Annotated in this window: 13 protein-coding genes; 1 reads left to right on the top strand and 12 read right to left on the bottom strand. The window is 65.2% G+C overall.

Annotated features, from left to right (window positions below; genetic code table 11):
• Window positions 1–47: 47 nt before the first annotated feature.
• From WBP07_RS16140 to sucC, 3 genes are all read right to left on the bottom strand, one after another.
• Window positions 48–977, bottom strand: coding sequence for an electron transfer flavoprotein subunit alpha/FixB family protein (locus WBP07_RS16140; protein WP_395392595.1), 930 nt, complete (start codon window positions 975–977; stop codon window positions 48–50).
• Complete coding sequence (locus WBP07_RS16145) at window positions 977–1723, bottom strand: electron transfer flavoprotein subunit beta/FixA family protein (RefSeq protein WP_395392597.1); 747 nt, start codon at window positions 1721–1723, stop codon at window positions 977–979. Before WBP07_RS16145 ends, WBP07_RS16140 begins: the two co-directional genes overlap by 1 nt.
• A 323-nt stretch (window positions 1724–2046) precedes the next feature.
• On the bottom strand, window positions 2047–3246 hold the full coding sequence (gene sucC, locus WBP07_RS16150; protein ID WP_395392599.1) for an ADP-forming succinate--CoA ligase subunit beta: 1200 nt from the start codon (window positions 3244–3246) through the stop codon (window positions 2047–2049).
• A 204-nt stretch (window positions 3247–3450) separates the two neighbouring features.
• Between sucC and WBP07_RS16155 the strand changes: the two genes are divergently transcribed.
• Window positions 3451–4257 carry a 3'(2'),5'-bisphosphate nucleotidase CysQ gene (locus WBP07_RS16155; RefSeq protein WP_395392600.1) on the top strand — a complete coding sequence of 269 codons (807 nt, stop codon included), beginning with the start codon at window positions 3451–3453 and terminating at the stop codon, window positions 4255–4257.
• Between the two features lie 171 nt (window positions 4258–4428).
• Here the strand turns inward: WBP07_RS16155 and WBP07_RS16160 are convergent, their stop codons facing one another.
• From WBP07_RS16160 to glnE, 9 genes are all read right to left on the bottom strand, one after another.
• Window positions 4429–5226, bottom strand: coding sequence for a LytR/AlgR family response regulator transcription factor (locus WBP07_RS16160; protein ID WP_395392602.1), 798 nt, complete (start codon window positions 5224–5226; stop codon window positions 4429–4431).
• A 46-nt stretch (window positions 5227–5272) separates the two neighbouring features.
• Complete coding sequence (locus WBP07_RS16165) at window positions 5273–6436, bottom strand: sensor histidine kinase (protein ID WP_395392604.1); 1164 nt, start codon at window positions 6434–6436, stop codon at window positions 5273–5275.
• A 134-nt stretch (window positions 6437–6570) separates the two neighbouring features.
• Window positions 6571–7269, bottom strand: a complete 699-nt coding sequence (locus WBP07_RS16170) for a DsbA family protein (protein WP_395392606.1) — start codon at window positions 7267–7269, stop codon at window positions 6571–6573.
• 34 nt (window positions 7270–7303) lie between these two features.
• Window positions 7304–8665 (bottom strand): M48 family metalloprotease, encoded by a 1362-nt coding sequence (locus tag WBP07_RS16175; RefSeq protein ID WP_395392607.1) that lies wholly within the window; start codon window positions 8663–8665, stop codon window positions 7304–7306.
• 114 nt (window positions 8666–8779) lie between these two features.
• Window positions 8780–9028 (bottom strand): ribbon-helix-helix domain-containing protein, encoded by a 249-nt coding sequence (locus WBP07_RS16180; protein ID WP_395392608.1) that lies wholly within the window; start codon window positions 9026–9028, stop codon window positions 8780–8782.
• A 156-nt stretch (window positions 9029–9184) separates the two neighbouring features.
• On the bottom strand, window positions 9185–9901 hold the full coding sequence (locus WBP07_RS16185; RefSeq protein ID WP_395392609.1) for a M23 family metallopeptidase: 717 nt from the start codon (window positions 9899–9901) through the stop codon (window positions 9185–9187).
• A gap of 149 nt (window positions 9902–10050) precedes the next feature.
• Complete coding sequence (locus tag WBP07_RS16190; protein ID WP_395392611.1) at window positions 10051–10842, bottom strand: ferritin-like domain-containing protein; 792 nt, start codon at window positions 10840–10842, stop codon at window positions 10051–10053.
• 2 nt (window positions 10843–10844) lie between these two features.
• Window positions 10845–11330, bottom strand: coding sequence for a peroxiredoxin (locus WBP07_RS16195; RefSeq protein ID WP_395392612.1), 486 nt, complete (start codon window positions 11328–11330; stop codon window positions 10845–10847).
• Window positions 11327–14050, bottom strand: coding sequence for a bifunctional [glutamate--ammonia ligase]-adenylyl-L-tyrosine phosphorylase/[glutamate--ammonia-ligase] adenylyltransferase (gene glnE, locus WBP07_RS16200; protein WP_395392613.1), 2724 nt, complete (start codon window positions 14048–14050; stop codon window positions 11327–11329). Before glnE ends, WBP07_RS16195 begins: the two co-directional genes overlap by 4 nt.
• Between the last annotated feature and the right edge of the window lie 126 nt (window positions 14051–14176).

Here is a 14176-nt window from a genome sequence, read left to right on the forward strand (position 1 = left end):
CGGCCGTTTTCGACCGGGGTTCCGCGATTTCAATTGTTTAACGCTGCTCAAAGCTTGCCGGTGAGTTCCGGCACGGCAGTGAACAGATCCGCCACGAGGCCGACGTCGGCGACCTGGAAGATCGGGGCGTCCTCGTCCTTGTTGATGGCGATGATGGTCTTGGAGTCCTTCATGCCCGCAAGGTGCTGGATCGCGCCCGAGATGCCGACGGCGATGTAGACTTCGGGGGCCACGATCTTGCCGGTCTGGCCGACCTGGTAGTCGTTCGGCACATAGCCTGCGTCGACCGCAGCGCGCGATGCGCCAACGGCGGCGCCCAGCTTGTCGGCCAGCGGCATGATCACCTGTTCGAAGGTTTCCGAATCCTTCAGCGCACGGCCGCCCGAGACGATCACCTTGGCGCTGGTCAGTTCCGGACGCTCGGACTTGGCGAGTTCGGCACCCACGAAGCTGGAGAGGCCTGCGTCACCGGCGCCGGCGACGTCTTCGATCGCAGCCGAACCGCCCTCGGCAGCGGCCTTCTCGAAGGCGGTGCCGCGCACGGTGATTACCAGCTTGGCATCGCTCGATTCCACGGTGGCGATGGCGTTGCCGGCGTAGATCGGACGCGTGAAGGTCTTCTCACCCTCGACCGAGAGGATGTCCGACAACTGCATCACGTCGAGCAGCGCGGCGACGCGCGGGGCGACGTTCTTGCCGGTGGTGGTGGCGGGCGCCAGGAACGCGTCATGGTGGCCCATCAGTTCCACGATCAGCGGGGCGACGTTCTCGGCCAGCGCGTGTTCGTAGGCGGCGTTGTCGGCCACGTGCACCTTGGCGACACCGGCGATCTTGGCGGCGGCTTCGGCGGCGGCACGGCAGCCCGAGCCGGCGACTAGCAGGTGAACTTCACCCAGCTTGGCAGCGGCAGTGACGGTGTGGAGCGTTGCGTCCTTGACCGACGCGTTGTCGTGTTCGACCCAAACGAGCGTCTTCATCAGGCTACTCCCAGTTCCTTGAGCTTGGCGACAAGCGCATCGACGTCGGCAACCTTGACGCCTGCGACGCGAACGGGCGGCTCCGAGACCTTCAGGGTCTTGAGGCGCGGGGCGATGTCGACGCCGTAGTCGGCGGCGGTCTTCACATCGAGCTGCTTCTTCTTTGCCTTCATGATGTTGGGCAGCGAAGCGTAGCGCGGCTCGTTGAGGCGCAGGTCGGTGGTGACGATCGCGGGCAGCGACAGCTTCACGGTCTCCAGACCGCCATCGACTTCGCGGGTCACGGCAACGTGATCGCCGTCAATCTCGACCTTGCTGGCAAAGGTGCCCTGCGGGCGGCCGGTGAGGGCAGCGAGCATCTGGCCGGTCTGGTTCGAATCGTCGTCGATCGCCTGCTTGCCCAGGATCACGAGGCCGGGATTCTCTTCGGCGACGATCGCCTTGAGGATCTTGGCGACGGCCAGCGGCTCAACCTCGGCATCGGTTTCGATCAGGATCGCACGGTCGGCGCCCATCGCGAGCGCGGTGCGCAGCGTGTCCTGCGCCTTGGCCGGGCCGACCGAGACGGCGACGATCTCTTCCGCCTTGCCCGCTTCCTTGATGCGGATGGCTTCTTCCACCGCAATCTCGTCGAACGGGTTCATGCTCATCTTCACGTTGGCAAGGTCAACACCCGTGCCATCCGCCTTCACGCGCGGCTTTACGTTGTAGTCGATCACCCGCTTTACGGGCACGAGGATCTTCATCTGATCGGGTCCTCTCAGTTTCAGGCGCGGCACGTTTAGCCGCTCGATTAAATCCACTCAAGGCCCGCCTAATAGGCAATTGACGTATACGTCAAGCCCCGCTGGCGGCGAGATGAGCCCGTGGTGGGGTCACAGCGAGTGCCATATCGCAAATCTGCGAAAATGCGCATCGCCCCGGCAGAAACCGGCGGGCCAGAATTACTATGACGCCGGAAAGGCGCGCTTCGCGTCCCGGTGTCAAATGCGAACGGCGGAGGCCCGAAAGCCCCCGCCGCTGCATTATCCGTTACGGGATCGTGTACGATCCAAGATACGGGCCCTTATCAGGCGACGTTCTTGACCTCGGCCACGATCTTCTTGGCGGCATCGCCCAGGTCGTTGGCGGGGACGATCGGCAGGCCGGAATTGGCCAGGATGTCCTTGCCCTGCTGGACGTTGGTGCCTTCGAGGCGGACGACGAGCGGAACCTGAAGGTTCACTTCCTTCGCCGCGGCAACGATGCCCTCGGCAATGATGTCGCACTTCATGATGCCGCCGAAGATGTTGACGAGGATGCCCTTCACGTTCGGATCGCGCAGAATGATCTTGAACGCCGCAGTCACCTTCTCCTTGTTGGCGCCGCCGCCAACGTCGAGGAAGTTGGCCGGGAAGCTGCCGTTGAGCTTGATGATGTCCATCGTCGCCATGGCGAGGCCGGCGCCGTTGACCATGCAGCCGATGTCGCCATCGAGCTTGATGTAGGCGAGGTCATGCTTCGAGGCTTCGACTTCCGCCGGATCTTCCTCGGTCTCGTCGCGCAGGGCCTGCACGTCGGGGTGACGGTAGAGCGCGTTCGAATCGAAGCTCATCTTGGTGTCGAGGACGAGCAGGTTGCCGTCCTTGGTTTCGACGAGCGGGTTGATTTCCAGCATGTCGCAGTCAAGCGCGACGAAAGCTTCGTAAAGCTGCTTGGAGATCTTCTGCGCCTGCTTGTTGAGATCGCCCGAGAGCTTCAGGGCGAAGGCAACGGCACGGCCGTGGTGCGGCTGGAAGCCGGCAGCGGTGTCGATGGTGACGGTGGTGATCTTCTCGGGGGTGTTGTGGGCAACATCCTCGATGTCCATGCCGCCTTCGGTCGACACGATCATGGCGACGCGGCTCGAAGCGCGGTCGACGACCATCGACAGGTAGTATTCGGCAGCGATGTCGACGCCGTCGGTCACGTAGAGGCGGTTCACCTGCTTGCCGGCTTCACCCGTCTGGATGGTGACGAGCGTGTTGCCGAGCATTTCCTTGGCGAATTCCTCGACTTCCTCAACCGACTTGGCGAGGCGCACGCCGCCCTTGGCGTCGGGGCCGAGTTCCTTGAACTTGCCCTTGCCGCGCCCACCGGCGTGGATCTGGGCCTTCACGACGTAGAGCGGCCCGGGGAGCTGCTTCGCGGCGGCGACCGCTTCCTCGACGGTGAGGGCGGGAATGCCGGCGGGAATGCCGACGCCGAACTTCGCAAGCAGTTCCTTCGCCTGGTATTCGTGAATGTTCATCGCTGAAATCGCTTTCTGCTGGAGTGTCCGAGGAAAGGAGTTGTCCAAAAGCGCGGGGGGACCCCGAACTTGATCCCGGCCGCATAAGCACATCCCTGCGCGCTTGAAAAGTCCCGTTCCCTCGCGCAAGGACGCGCACGTGGCGCGTGCAAACCCGCACGCGGCCCCTATCGAACCATCCGCCCCAAAGCCCCAGGCTTGCACATGATCGACCGCGACAGACTTGAAGCTATCGTCCGCGAGGCAGGACGTATTGCCCTGGCCGGGTGGCCGGGGGACGGCCATGTGCTTGAACACTGGGAAAAAGTGCCGGGCAGTCCGGTCTGCACGCTGGACCTTGCCGTGGACGAATTCCTGCGGCGCGAGCTTTCCGCGCTGCTGCCGTCGGCAGGCTGGCTTTCCGAGGAAACCGCCGATTCGCACCATCGCACTGCGCACGAACTGGTCTGGCTGGTCGATCCGATCGACGGAACGCGCGATTTCATCGCCGGAAGGCCGGGCTGGGCGATCTCGGTCGCGCTGGTGAACACGCGGCGGCCGCTGCTGGGCTATCTCTACGCCCCGGCGCGCGCGCGCGAGGCAGGCGGCGAGTTCTGGCATGCCGAGGCAGGGAAGGGCGCGTGGCGCAACGGTTCGCGCCTCAACGCCAGCCACCGCGAGGCACTGTCAGGCGCGCGCGTGCCGGCGAAAAAGCTGGCCGTGGAGGATTCGGACCTGGTGCTGGTCGATCAGCCCAATTCGATCGCGCTGCGTATGGCGATGGTCGGGGCGGACGAGGCGGATATCGTTGCCACCCTGCGGTGGGGTTATGAGTGGGATATCGCTGCCGCCGGTCTGATCGCGCGTGAGGCGGGGGCGGAAGTGACTGACGCCTTCGGCAAGCCGCTCAATTACAACAAGCACGATCCCCGCGCTTTCGGCGTGCTCTGCACATCGCAGGCGATTCATGGCGCGGCGGTGGAGCGGTTGGCGGATCGAGCCGCGCGATTCTCGGTCGGCTCGAACGACTGAGCGGCGCATCGCGCGCCGATGGATACCTAGGACTGCGCCTATTCTACTTCGTCATCCCCGCGCAGGCGGGGATCCCGCTTTTCCTGGCCAACATCGCAGAAAAGCAGCGGGGGCCCCCGCCTGCGCGGGGGCGACGAAGCGTATTGTAAGGAATCGTGTCCGCGCGCAGCCTCAGTGAACGAAGCGGGCGATCACGTCGCGGTACGAGCGGCTAACCTTCACCTGCGCGCCCGAATCGAGCACCAGGAAGCATTCGCCGTTGGTATGCGGCTTCACCTGGCGCACCTGGTTGAGGTTGACGATGGTGGAGCGGTGCACGCGCTGGAACACGCGCGGATCCAGGCGGCGCTCCAGATCCTTCATCGTTTCGCGCAGGATCAGCGAATTGTCGGCGGTGCGGATGCACATGTAGTCGCCGGCAGCTTCGATATGCTCGATCGAATCGACGTCGATCCGGAAGATCTGGCCGCGATCCTTGATGTTGATGAGCTTTTCGTAGCGATCGGCGTTGGGGTCGGCGTCCTCCGGCATGGAATCCACCGCGTCGGGCGCGACTTCGGCAAGCACGGTTTTCAGCTTTTCCGCTTCGTCGGACGAACGCTTTTCGGCGATGCGCTGGCGTACGCGGGCCAGCGTGTCGTCCAGCTTCGCCTCGTCTACCGGCTTCATCAGGTAGTTGACGGCGTTCGCCTCGAACGCGCGGACCGCGTGTTCCTGATAGGCAGTGACGAAGACGAACAGCGGTGGCTCGATTTCCATCACGCCCTTCACCACCGAGAAGCCGTCGAAACCGGGCATCTGGATGTCCAGGAAGACCAGATCGGGCTTCTCGGTCTTGATCTTGCGGATCGCCTCGCGGCCGTTCGAGCAGGTGTCGATAATCTCCACGTCCGGATACTTCTCCAGACGAATCTGAAGGCCCTGGATCGCGAGTTTCTCGTCATCGACGAGGATGGTGCGAATGGTCATGTGTCACTTGTCTCCGGCCTCGCAACGCGCGGGGGCCAAAATTGTTTCATCGCCCGACAAGAACGGGTTGCCGCTGGTGGTCTTCGATGTCCTCGGGGGAGGGTTGGCGCTCCGCGGGAAGCTCGATCAGCACAGCGAAGCCACCCTCGACCGGCTCCACCGTTTCGAAGCGGTGATGCTCGCCGTAGGCCTGGCTGAGGCGGTCGCGGATGTTCGAAAGGCCGACGCCGGTGGACACCGGCTCCCCTCCATCATAGGTCATGCCCGACAACCTGTTGTCGGTAGTCGGAGTTTGCAAGCCCGGTCCGGTGTCCGAGACGGTGATGCGAAGCATCGGCCCGACGAGTTGCGTGGCAACGGTGATCTCGGCCCCCGATTCTTGCGGGGCCACGGCATATTTGATCGCGTTTTCGACCAGCGGCTGCAGTAGCAACGATGGCAGCAGGCAGGTTTCGGTAGCCGGATCGACGTGGAACGTGGTGCGCAGCCGCTCCTCGAATCGCATCAGTTCGATGTCGAGGTAGAGCTTCAGCGTATCCACCTCGGTCGCCACCGTCACACGCGCGGAAGGCTTGTTGATCAAGGTGTAGCGCAGGAACGAGGACAGGCGGCTGAGCATCGCATTGGCCGGCTCGGTCTGCTTCAGCAGTACCAAGGTGGAAATCGAGTTCAGCGTGTTGAACAGGAAGTGCGGGTTCAACTGATAGCGCAGCATGGCCAGCTGGGCCTGCGTCGCCTGGTTCTCCAGCCGGATCAGCTGGTCGTTCTGCTCTTCCACCTGCAGATAGAAATTGATCGCGTAATAGAGTGCCGACCACGCGCCCAGCAGCGTCGCGTCATAGTAGAACACGCCGATGAACAGCTGGGTGAAGCTGGTGTCGCTGTCCGCGCGGTAGAGCGAGATCACCCAGGCATCGATGAAGGCGTGCAGCGCCACCGCGATCGGCAGGATCAGCGCGGTCATGCCCCAGGTGACGATCGGGCGCTTGGTGATCAGCAGCCGATAGACCACCGAAAGCACCAGCGAGATCGAAAAGCCGGTGATCGTGGCGATCAGCACCAGCACCAGGTTGGACAGCGGCTGGTCGTTGGCCAGCGCCGACATCGTGCGCAGCAGCATCGCGCCGCCCCAACCCGCAAACTGCAGGCGCCAGAAAGCCTTGTCCTTGTCGGCGAAGAAGGGGATCGGTTGGATCGGCAGAACGCGCATGGGGCTATCTAGACGAAAATCGCCGGAAGCGGCAAATCCGGGGCGCCGATCGCCGGGTTTCGGCACGGCGCCATCGGACTTTTCGAATGGCGGCAAGATCTTGGATTGTGGCACCGGCGCCCTTCCGAAACCGATCAGCCGCCGCTGGCTTCGGCGATCGCCTGCGCAAGCTGGTCGAAACCGACCGCGCCCGAAATCAGGCGATCACCGACAACCCAGCTGGGCGTGCCACTGAACCCGAGTCGACCGGCGACGTCGAGATTGCGCGACAGTTCCTGCGCCACCACCTGGCTGGCGGCGACCTTGCGGGCGCGGTCCATGTCCAGTCCGGCCTGCTTGCCGGCAGCTTCAATCGCTTGCGGGTCGACCTGCCCTGCGGCGAACATGGCATCATGGAATTTCGCGTACTTGCCCTGTTCAGCGGCGGCCAGCGCCATGCGCGCGGCATCCGGGCTGTGCAGGCTGATGATCGGCAGTTCGCGTACGACGATGCGCAAGTTCGGGTTCTTGGCCAGAAGCTGCGCCACATCGGGCAGGCTGCGGCGGCAGTAACCGCAGGCATAGTCGGTGAATTCCACCAGCGTTACCGAGCCGTTGGGGTTGCCGAGCACCGCGCCGGGGAAGGGCGTTTCCACGCTCTGTTTCACGCCTGCAAGCTGGGCCTTGGCCTGCTTGCGCTGCAGCGCGTCCATCGCTTCGTTCAGGACTTCGGGATTGGTGACGAGATAGTCGTGGATCACGCGCCCGGCGATGATCGGACCGCCGAACCAGACGCCTGCGCCCACCAGGGCGAGGCCGATGCCGGTTGCCGCGATCTTGCTGCCAATTCCCATATTCTCATCGTTCCCGTGCAAATTCGTGTGCGCTCTAGCGCCGCTTCTTGTTCCGTTCCAGCGTGGCGCGCGCTTCCATCTCGATGTCCTGCGCGCGCAGCCAGTCGGGCGTGCCCTGTTTCAGCCCCGCCTCGGCCGCCTGCGCGTTCATCAGCGCGGCGTCCATCTGGCCGGACAGCGATTGCTGCTCCGCGCTGGCAAGGCGGGCGCGCGGCATGTCGCCATTGGCTGCATAGATCGTGCCCAGCTGGTACCAGGTGAAGGGATTCTCCCGATCGCGCGCGGCGGCGTTTTTCAGCACCGTTTCGGCTTCCTTGAAGTGCTGGGGATCTTCGGTGGCGATCAGGGCGTGGCCGAACAGAGTGGCGATCAGCGGCTGATATCCGGTCAGTTCGGTCGCCTTGCGCAGCGGCACCAGGGCCTCGGCAGGCTGACCCGATTCGAGCAGGATCTGGCCCTTCAGCTCCAGGAAATAGGGATCGTCGGGATCGACCATCAGCAGCGCGTCGGCCTCTGCCGTGGCGCGGTCCATCTCCGACTGGCGGTGCCAGGCGTAGGCGCGGGCATAGTGTGCCGGAACCGAATTGTCCGTTTCCGGATAGACGCGGAACACGTCGCGCGGCTCTGCCAGATAGCCGAACAGCTTGGCCTTCATCCGCACATAGCGTGCCTGGATCTTGGGATCGTCGGGCTTCAGCCAGGCCGGATCCTTTTCGTAAGTATCCTGCAAGGTCTGGATGCGGTCGCCGGTCAGCGGGTGGGTGGAATAGAACTGGTCGCCGTCCTGCGGGCGATAGCCGTAGCGGAATTCAAGGTTTTGCAGCTTCTGGAAGAATTCCAGCGATCCGCGTCCGCTGATGCCCGCTGCCGAAAGATACTGCGCGCCGGCGGCATCGGCGGAGGCTTCCTGCGTGCGGGTATAGGCCAGATACTTGCCCATGGCGGCTTGCTGGCCGGCCATGATCACGCCCATGGCCGCCTCTCCGCCGCCTGCCGCCGCCGCCGCCGCGCCAAGCAGCAGCGAGAGCAGCGAAATGCTGGTGGCGCTCTGCGCGCCCTGATTCAGCACGGCGTGGCCGCCGGTCACGTGGCCCAGTTCGTGGGCGATCACGCCCTGAACTTGCGCCGCCTTGTCCGCTTCGTTGATCAGGCCCGAATTGACGTAGACCGCCTGCCCGCCGGCGACGAAGGCGTTGACCGACGGGTCGTTCACCAGAACGATATCGACATGCGACGGGTCCAAACCGGCGGCGACGATCAACGGGCGGGCCATGTCCTTCAGCAAGGCCTCGGTCTCCGCATCGCGCAGGATCGATTGGGCGGCAGCGGGGGTGGCAGACCAGCCGAACAGGGCGAGGATGCTCAGGACCAGGGCGGCGAAACGCGCGAAGGACATGACGGCTGTTGGAACCTCTCGCGCTGAACCGGGCCTGAAGCGCGCCTATTCAGGATTGTTTGCCCCAGCCTAGCGACGCTTGCGGCACTGGCAAGCCGGGAAAAAGAATGGTGCTCACACCTTTCGCGCGGTGGCCAGCCAGACGGACGCCAGCCAGACGCGGACGGCACCGGCAAGACCGGGCGGAACTTCGGCCTCCAGCCGTTCGGCATCGATTCGCGCAACCAGGGCGTTGAGCGGCACGCCGGCTTCGGCAGCGGCGGCGCGCAGCATGTCCCAGAAAACCGGCTCAAGGCTGATCGAGGTCTTGTGGCCAGCGATTTCGACCGAGCGTTTGACCGGGGGATGATAGGGCGACGTCATGGCGATAGCCTAGGGACTACGCTCTGGAGTTTGAAGCCGGATCGCGCGCCGATGCTCCATATAAGAAAAGGCGGCCCTGAGGCCGCCTCTTCCCTCCTCTCCAAACCGTGGTGGCCGGACCGTCTTTTCGCGGTTCCTGACCGGTTTGAAACTCTATCAGCCGCCGATGCCGTCCTTGTCGGCGGCAGCCATGCGATCGCCCTGCATGTAGGGGATCGGGTTCACGGCCTCGCCATCGACGCGGACTTCATAGTGGAGGTGGGGACCGGTCGAATTGCCGGTGGTGCCGACGTAGCCGATCACGTCGCCCTTGTGGACCATCTGGCCTTCGGCAACGTTCAGGCGCGACATGTGGCCGTAACGGGTTTCCAGATCGCCGCCGTGCTCCAGCTCGACGAACAGGCCGTAGCCGCCGAACCACGAAGCCTTGCCGACGACGCCGTCAGCGGTTGCGTAGATCGGGGTGCCGACGGGCGCGGCGAGGTCGATGCCCTTGTGGGCGCGGCGGCCGCCGAAAATGGGGTGTTCGCGCATGCCGAAGCTGCTGGTGAGCTTCAGGCCTTCAAGCGGAGTGCGCGAGGGGATGTTGACGCCGGAAAGACGGGCCGTGCCGGGGATGGCGGGCTTGGCCTTGGCCGCGGCGAGACCGGTTTCCTCGAAATTCTGCCAGGAGCTGAACAGGGTGCGGAACTGTTCGTCCTCGCCACCGCTGGCCGACTGGTTGGCGGCCTGAGCGGCACGCAGCGGAGCCGAAATGTCGGCGGCGGCTGCGGCGCTGTTGGCCATGGCGGGGTGAGCTGCCAGTGAAAGACCCGCGATCGCGACCGTAGCCGACGCCGTGCGGAACTTGGCAATGAGTTTCGTTACGACCACTCGCAATACCTTGTTATCCGCCGCGATCCGCAAGGACACGACGCTTGTATTTATCGGCGGGCACGCCTTCGACGCGCCGCGAACCCTAATTTTTTGAGATGGTCGGAACCCCCCGCCGTCTCGCGATGTGGAGTTATGCCGATCAGTTCCTAACAGACAACCCCAAGGTAGAAATCCCGCGATAAACCGGCAGCGAGGCGCGCCGAGTCGTTGAACGGTGGCTTAACGACCCCGCGAAAATGGCGGGAAACCAGGGTTTTCCAAAGCTCCGACGGTTCACCGTTCATCGCTTCGGCGCATGCGGCGAAATGCGTTGAGCCGAAACGGACGTGGCGAATTTCATCGTCAAGGATTCTTTCGAGAATGCGCGCGCCGGCCTCGTCTCCGCTGCCGCGCACGCGCTCCAGCATGGCCGGCGTCACGTCCAGCCCGCGCGCTTCCAGCACCATCGGCACCACGGCAAGACGCGCGGCAACGTCGTGCCGGGTTTCATGCGCCGCGTCCCAGAGGCCGCTGTGGGCGGGCAGGGCGCCGTAATGGCAGCCCAGCTTGCGCATGTGCCGGTCGATCAGCGCGAAGTGCATCGCCTCATCCGCGGCGACCCACAGAAAGTCGCTGACGAACTGACGGTTCATTTCCGCCCCGAATCGCCCCGCCATGTCCAGCGCAAGGTCGATGGCGACGAATTCGATATGGGCGATGGCATGCCACAGCGCCTGCCGCCCGCGCTCGGTCCCACCTTTGCCGCGTTTGGGCATGCGGATGGGCGGCAGCAGTTCGGGGGCAGCCGGGCGGCCCGGCTCCTCCGGCATTTCGACATCGAAGGCATAGGCAAGCCGGCCCATTCGCCAGTCCCGCGCCACCTTGCGGGCGGCCATGGCCTTGGCGCGCGGATCGGATTCGAGCAGAACTTCGCGGATCGCCGCAGCAACGGATTGCATGGTCAGAGCGCTTTCGCGGCCTCCAGCACCTGGGCGGCGTGGTCCTTGACCTTCACCTTGTCCCACACGCGGGCGATCTTGCGATCGGGGCCGATCAGGTAGGTGGTGCGGACCATGCCCATGTAGGTGCGGCCGTAGTTCTGCTTCTCGGTCCAGATGCCCAGCGCATCGGAAAGCCCGTTCTCTTCGGCATCGCTGGCGAGCGGGGCCTTCAGGTCATGCTTGGCGATGAAGTTCTGGTGCTTCTTCGCCGAATCCTTGCTGACGCCCAGCAGCGCCACGCCGGCCGCGTCGAATTCGCCCTTCAAGGCCGAGAAATCGATGTTTTCGGTGGTGCAGCCGGGGGTGTTGTCCTTCGGGTAGAAGAACACGACCAGCTTCTTGCCGGCAAAATCGGACGCCTTCACGCTGCCGCCTTCGGGCGTTTCCAGCGCGATGTCGGGGAACTGGTCGCCGGCGGCGGGGCGACCAGAAATGGGGGTGGTCATCGGTCAGTCTCCAGTGTTTCGCCGAAAATCTCGTGCCAGCTCGCGGCGACATGCGCGCGGGCCCGGCCGAGGGCGGTTTCAAGGTCTTGCCACGCGCCATAGCCGCAGGCGCGCTCCAGCGCCATGCAGGCGGCGGCATCGGGCACCTGGGTATCGGGGGCAAAGAGTCGGCCCGCCACCAAGAGGCGCGTCATGACGTCATGCGCCTCCACCAGCGTAGCGGGCAGCAATCCGTCCGCCACCAGCAGTTGCAGCGCTCCGCCCAGATCGGGATCGAGGCCGAGGCCGGAACGAAGCTGGGTAAAGTGGACCAGGAATTCCAGATCGACCAGCCCGCCACGCATCAGCTTGACGTCCAGCGGGCCCTTGGCAGGTTTGTGCCCGGCCATCTTGGCGCGCATTTCCAGCACGTCCGCGCGCAACTTGTCGACCTTACGCGGGGCGGAGAGGACGGTGCGGATCACTTCGCACAATTCCGCGCGCGCCGTGGCCGATCCGTAGAGCGGACGGGCACGGCAGAGCGCCATGTGCTCCCAGGTCCAGGCCTGTTCCTGCTGATAGCGCGCGAAGCTTTCCAGGCTGGCGGCGGGCGGTCCCTGCTCGCCTGAGGGGCGCAGACGGGTATCGACTTCGTAGAGGGCACCTTCCGCCGTGGGCACGGAAAGCGCTGCCGTCACCCGCTGCGAGACGCGGTTGTAATAGAGCGTCGCCCCCAAAGGCCGGCGCCCGTCCGATTCCCCGCCGAAGTCGCCAGTGAACAGGTAGATCAGGTCAAGGTCGGAGGCATGGGTGAGCACGCCGCCGCCCATGCGGCCAAGCCCCAGCACCACCAGTTCGCTGCCCGGTACGACGCCGTGGACCGCGCGGAATTCCTCCAATGCGGCATCGGTCAGCACCACCAGCGCGGCTTCGGCGATGCGGGCGAGAGCGTGGCCGATGTCGAGCGGATCGTTGGCGCCTTCGATCAGTTGCACGCCCAGCGCAAAGCGGCGGTCGCCCACTTTGCGGCGCACGGTGCCCAGCTTCTGTTCGTAATCGTCGCCCGGTTCGAACTGCGCGAATTCGGCAACGAGGTCGTCCACCGATCCCGGCAAGTCGAAAGCGCTGGCGTCGATCAGCGGATCGAGCAGGTCGGCACGGCGGGCCAGCGCATCGGCCAGCGTCGGCGCGAGGCTTAGGATGCGCGCCAATCGTTCCAGCAGCGCGGGGCGCGCTTCCAGCAGGCGGAACAAGTTGATGGCCGAAGGCAGGTTGTTGAGCAGCTTTTCGAAGCGGGCGAAAGCGCGTGACGGTTCCGGCGCGGCGGCCAGCGCGGCGAACAGGTCCGCGCGCACGGCCGCGAAAGCGGCGCGGGCGGCGTCCGAGCGCAGCGCGCGCATGCCGCCGGAAAGCCAGCCTTCCACCTGCCGCGCCATGGTATCGGCCTCGGCAATGCCCAGTCCGGCCAGTTCGTCACGCAAGTCGTCCTGCGCGGGCATGGCGACCTGGGTGGTGTCACCCAACGGCGTGTTGGCCATGACCAGCGCGTCATAGCGCTCGCCCACCGCATCGGTGATCGCGCGGATCTCGTTCATCAGCGCGTCGCCATCGGGCAGGCCGTCCAGCCGGGCGACCGCTTCCAGTGCTTCTTCGCGCATCGGCAGCGCGTGGGTCTGCTGGTCCTGCATCATCTGCAGGCGGTGTTCGATCGTGCGCAGGCGGTCGTAGCTTTCGCCAAGGAGGCGCGCATCGTCGGCCGGAACCAGCCCGGCATCGGCCAGTGCGTCCAGCGTGGCGCGGGTGCCGCGCAGGCGCAGCGCCGGGTTGCGGCCGCCGTGGATCAGCTGGTGGGTCTGGGCATAGAACTCCACCTCACGAATGCCGCCGCGTCCTTTCTTCAGGTCGAAACCGGGGCCGACGGTGGCACTGCCGCGCGTGTTGGCGCGGATCTGCGCAGTGAGGCGGCCGATCTCGGCAATGGCGCCGAAGTCCAGGCTCTTGCGCCAGACGAAGGAGCGGATCGCCGCCAGGAAGCTTTCGCCTGCCGCCACGTCGCCCGAACAGGCGCGGGCGCGGATGAAGGCGGCGCGTTCCCACGCCAGCGCGGACGATTCATAATGAGTCAGCGCGCCGTTGATGGAGATCGCCAGCGGACTGACTTCGGAAGCCGGGCGCAGGCGCAAGTCGATGCGGAAGACGTAGCCATGGTCGGTGACTTTGCCGAGCGTTTCCACCACCGCACGGGCCACGCGCTGCGCGGCTTCGCCCGGCTCGTCCCGCTCGCGGCGGGGGAGCAGTTCGGGGTCGAACAGCAGGATCGGATCGATGTCCGAACTGTAGTTGAGTTCGCAGGCGCCATGCTTGCCCAGGGCCAGGGCCAGGAAACCGGCCGGTTCGGCATCGGGCACGCGGCGGCGGATACCCTCGGCGATGGCGCCATCCAGCGCGCGGTCGGCCAGGGAGGACAGTTCACCGGTGACGCGCAGCAGCGGGAAGGCACCGGCCAGATCGCCGATGGCGAGTGCCAGTGCCATGGCCTGCTTCTCGCGCCGGAGGGCGATGCCGACATCCTCGATCCCCGCGCCGGCATTGCGGGCGAACGTCAGTGCGTCCTCTCCCCTGCCCTGCGCGAGCAGGTCGGCAAGGTCGGCATGCCGGTCCAGCAGCGAGGCAAGATGGGGCGCATAGGCGCGCGCGCGTTCGATCGCGCCGGTCCAGTCGGCTGGCTTTTGGGCATCCATGCGGGCGTTCCTGCCCAAGCGGGGGCGGGAGGGCAAGGGCGCGACGGAATGATTGTTACGGGTGAGGCGGCTTTATCAAAACATTCCGTCCTCCCTGCACAGGCGGGGCGGAAGGGAAAGCATGTG

Origin of the sequence: Novosphingobium oxfordense (genome assembly GCF_044029435.1) — a bacterium.
Lineage (GTDB): Bacteria > Pseudomonadota > Alphaproteobacteria > Sphingomonadales > Sphingomonadaceae > Novosphingobium.

What these genes read in the sequence shown, in the direction of transcription:
- WBP07_RS16195 (WP_395392612.1), bottom strand. Translation starts at nt 11,330, where the DNA reads ATGACCACCCCCATTTCTGGTCGCCCCGCCGCCGGCGACCAGTTCCCC.
- sucC (WP_395392599.1), bottom strand. Translation starts at nt 3,246, where the DNA reads ATGAACATTCACGAATACCAGGCGAAGGAACTGCTTGCGAAGTTCGGC.
- WBP07_RS16175 (WP_395392607.1), bottom strand. Translation starts at nt 8,665, where the DNA reads ATGTCCTTCGCGCGTTTCGCCGCCCTGGTCCTGAGCATCCTCGCCCTG.
- WBP07_RS16180 (WP_395392608.1), bottom strand. Translation starts at nt 9,028, where the DNA reads ATGACGTCGCCCTATCATCCCCCGGTCAAACGCTCGGTCGAAATCGCT.
- WBP07_RS16170 (WP_395392606.1), bottom strand. Translation starts at nt 7,269, where the DNA reads ATGGGAATTGGCAGCAAGATCGCGGCAACCGGCATCGGCCTCGCCCTG.
- WBP07_RS16160 (WP_395392602.1), bottom strand. Translation starts at nt 5,226, where the DNA reads ATGACCATTCGCACCATCCTCGTCGATGACGAGAAACTCGCGATCCAG.
- WBP07_RS16190 (WP_395392611.1), bottom strand. Translation starts at nt 10,842, where the DNA reads ATGCAATCCGTTGCTGCGGCGATCCGCGAAGTTCTGCTCGAATCCGAT.
- WBP07_RS16155 (WP_395392600.1), top strand. Translation starts at nt 3,451, where the DNA reads ATGATCGACCGCGACAGACTTGAAGCTATCGTCCGCGAGGCAGGACGT.
- WBP07_RS16140 (WP_395392595.1), bottom strand. Translation starts at nt 977, where the DNA reads ATGAAGACGCTCGTTTGGGTCGAACACGACAACGCGTCGGTCAAGGAC.
- WBP07_RS16145 (WP_395392597.1), bottom strand. Translation starts at nt 1,723, where the DNA reads ATGAAGATCCTCGTGCCCGTAAAGCGGGTGATCGACTACAACGTAAAG.
- glnE (WP_395392613.1), bottom strand. Translation starts at nt 14,050, where the DNA reads ATGGATGCCCAAAAGCCAGCCGACTGGACCGGCGCGATCGAACGCGCG.
- WBP07_RS16165 (WP_395392604.1), bottom strand. Translation starts at nt 6,436, where the DNA reads ATGCGCGTTCTGCCGATCCAACCGATCCCCTTCTTCGCCGACAAGGAC.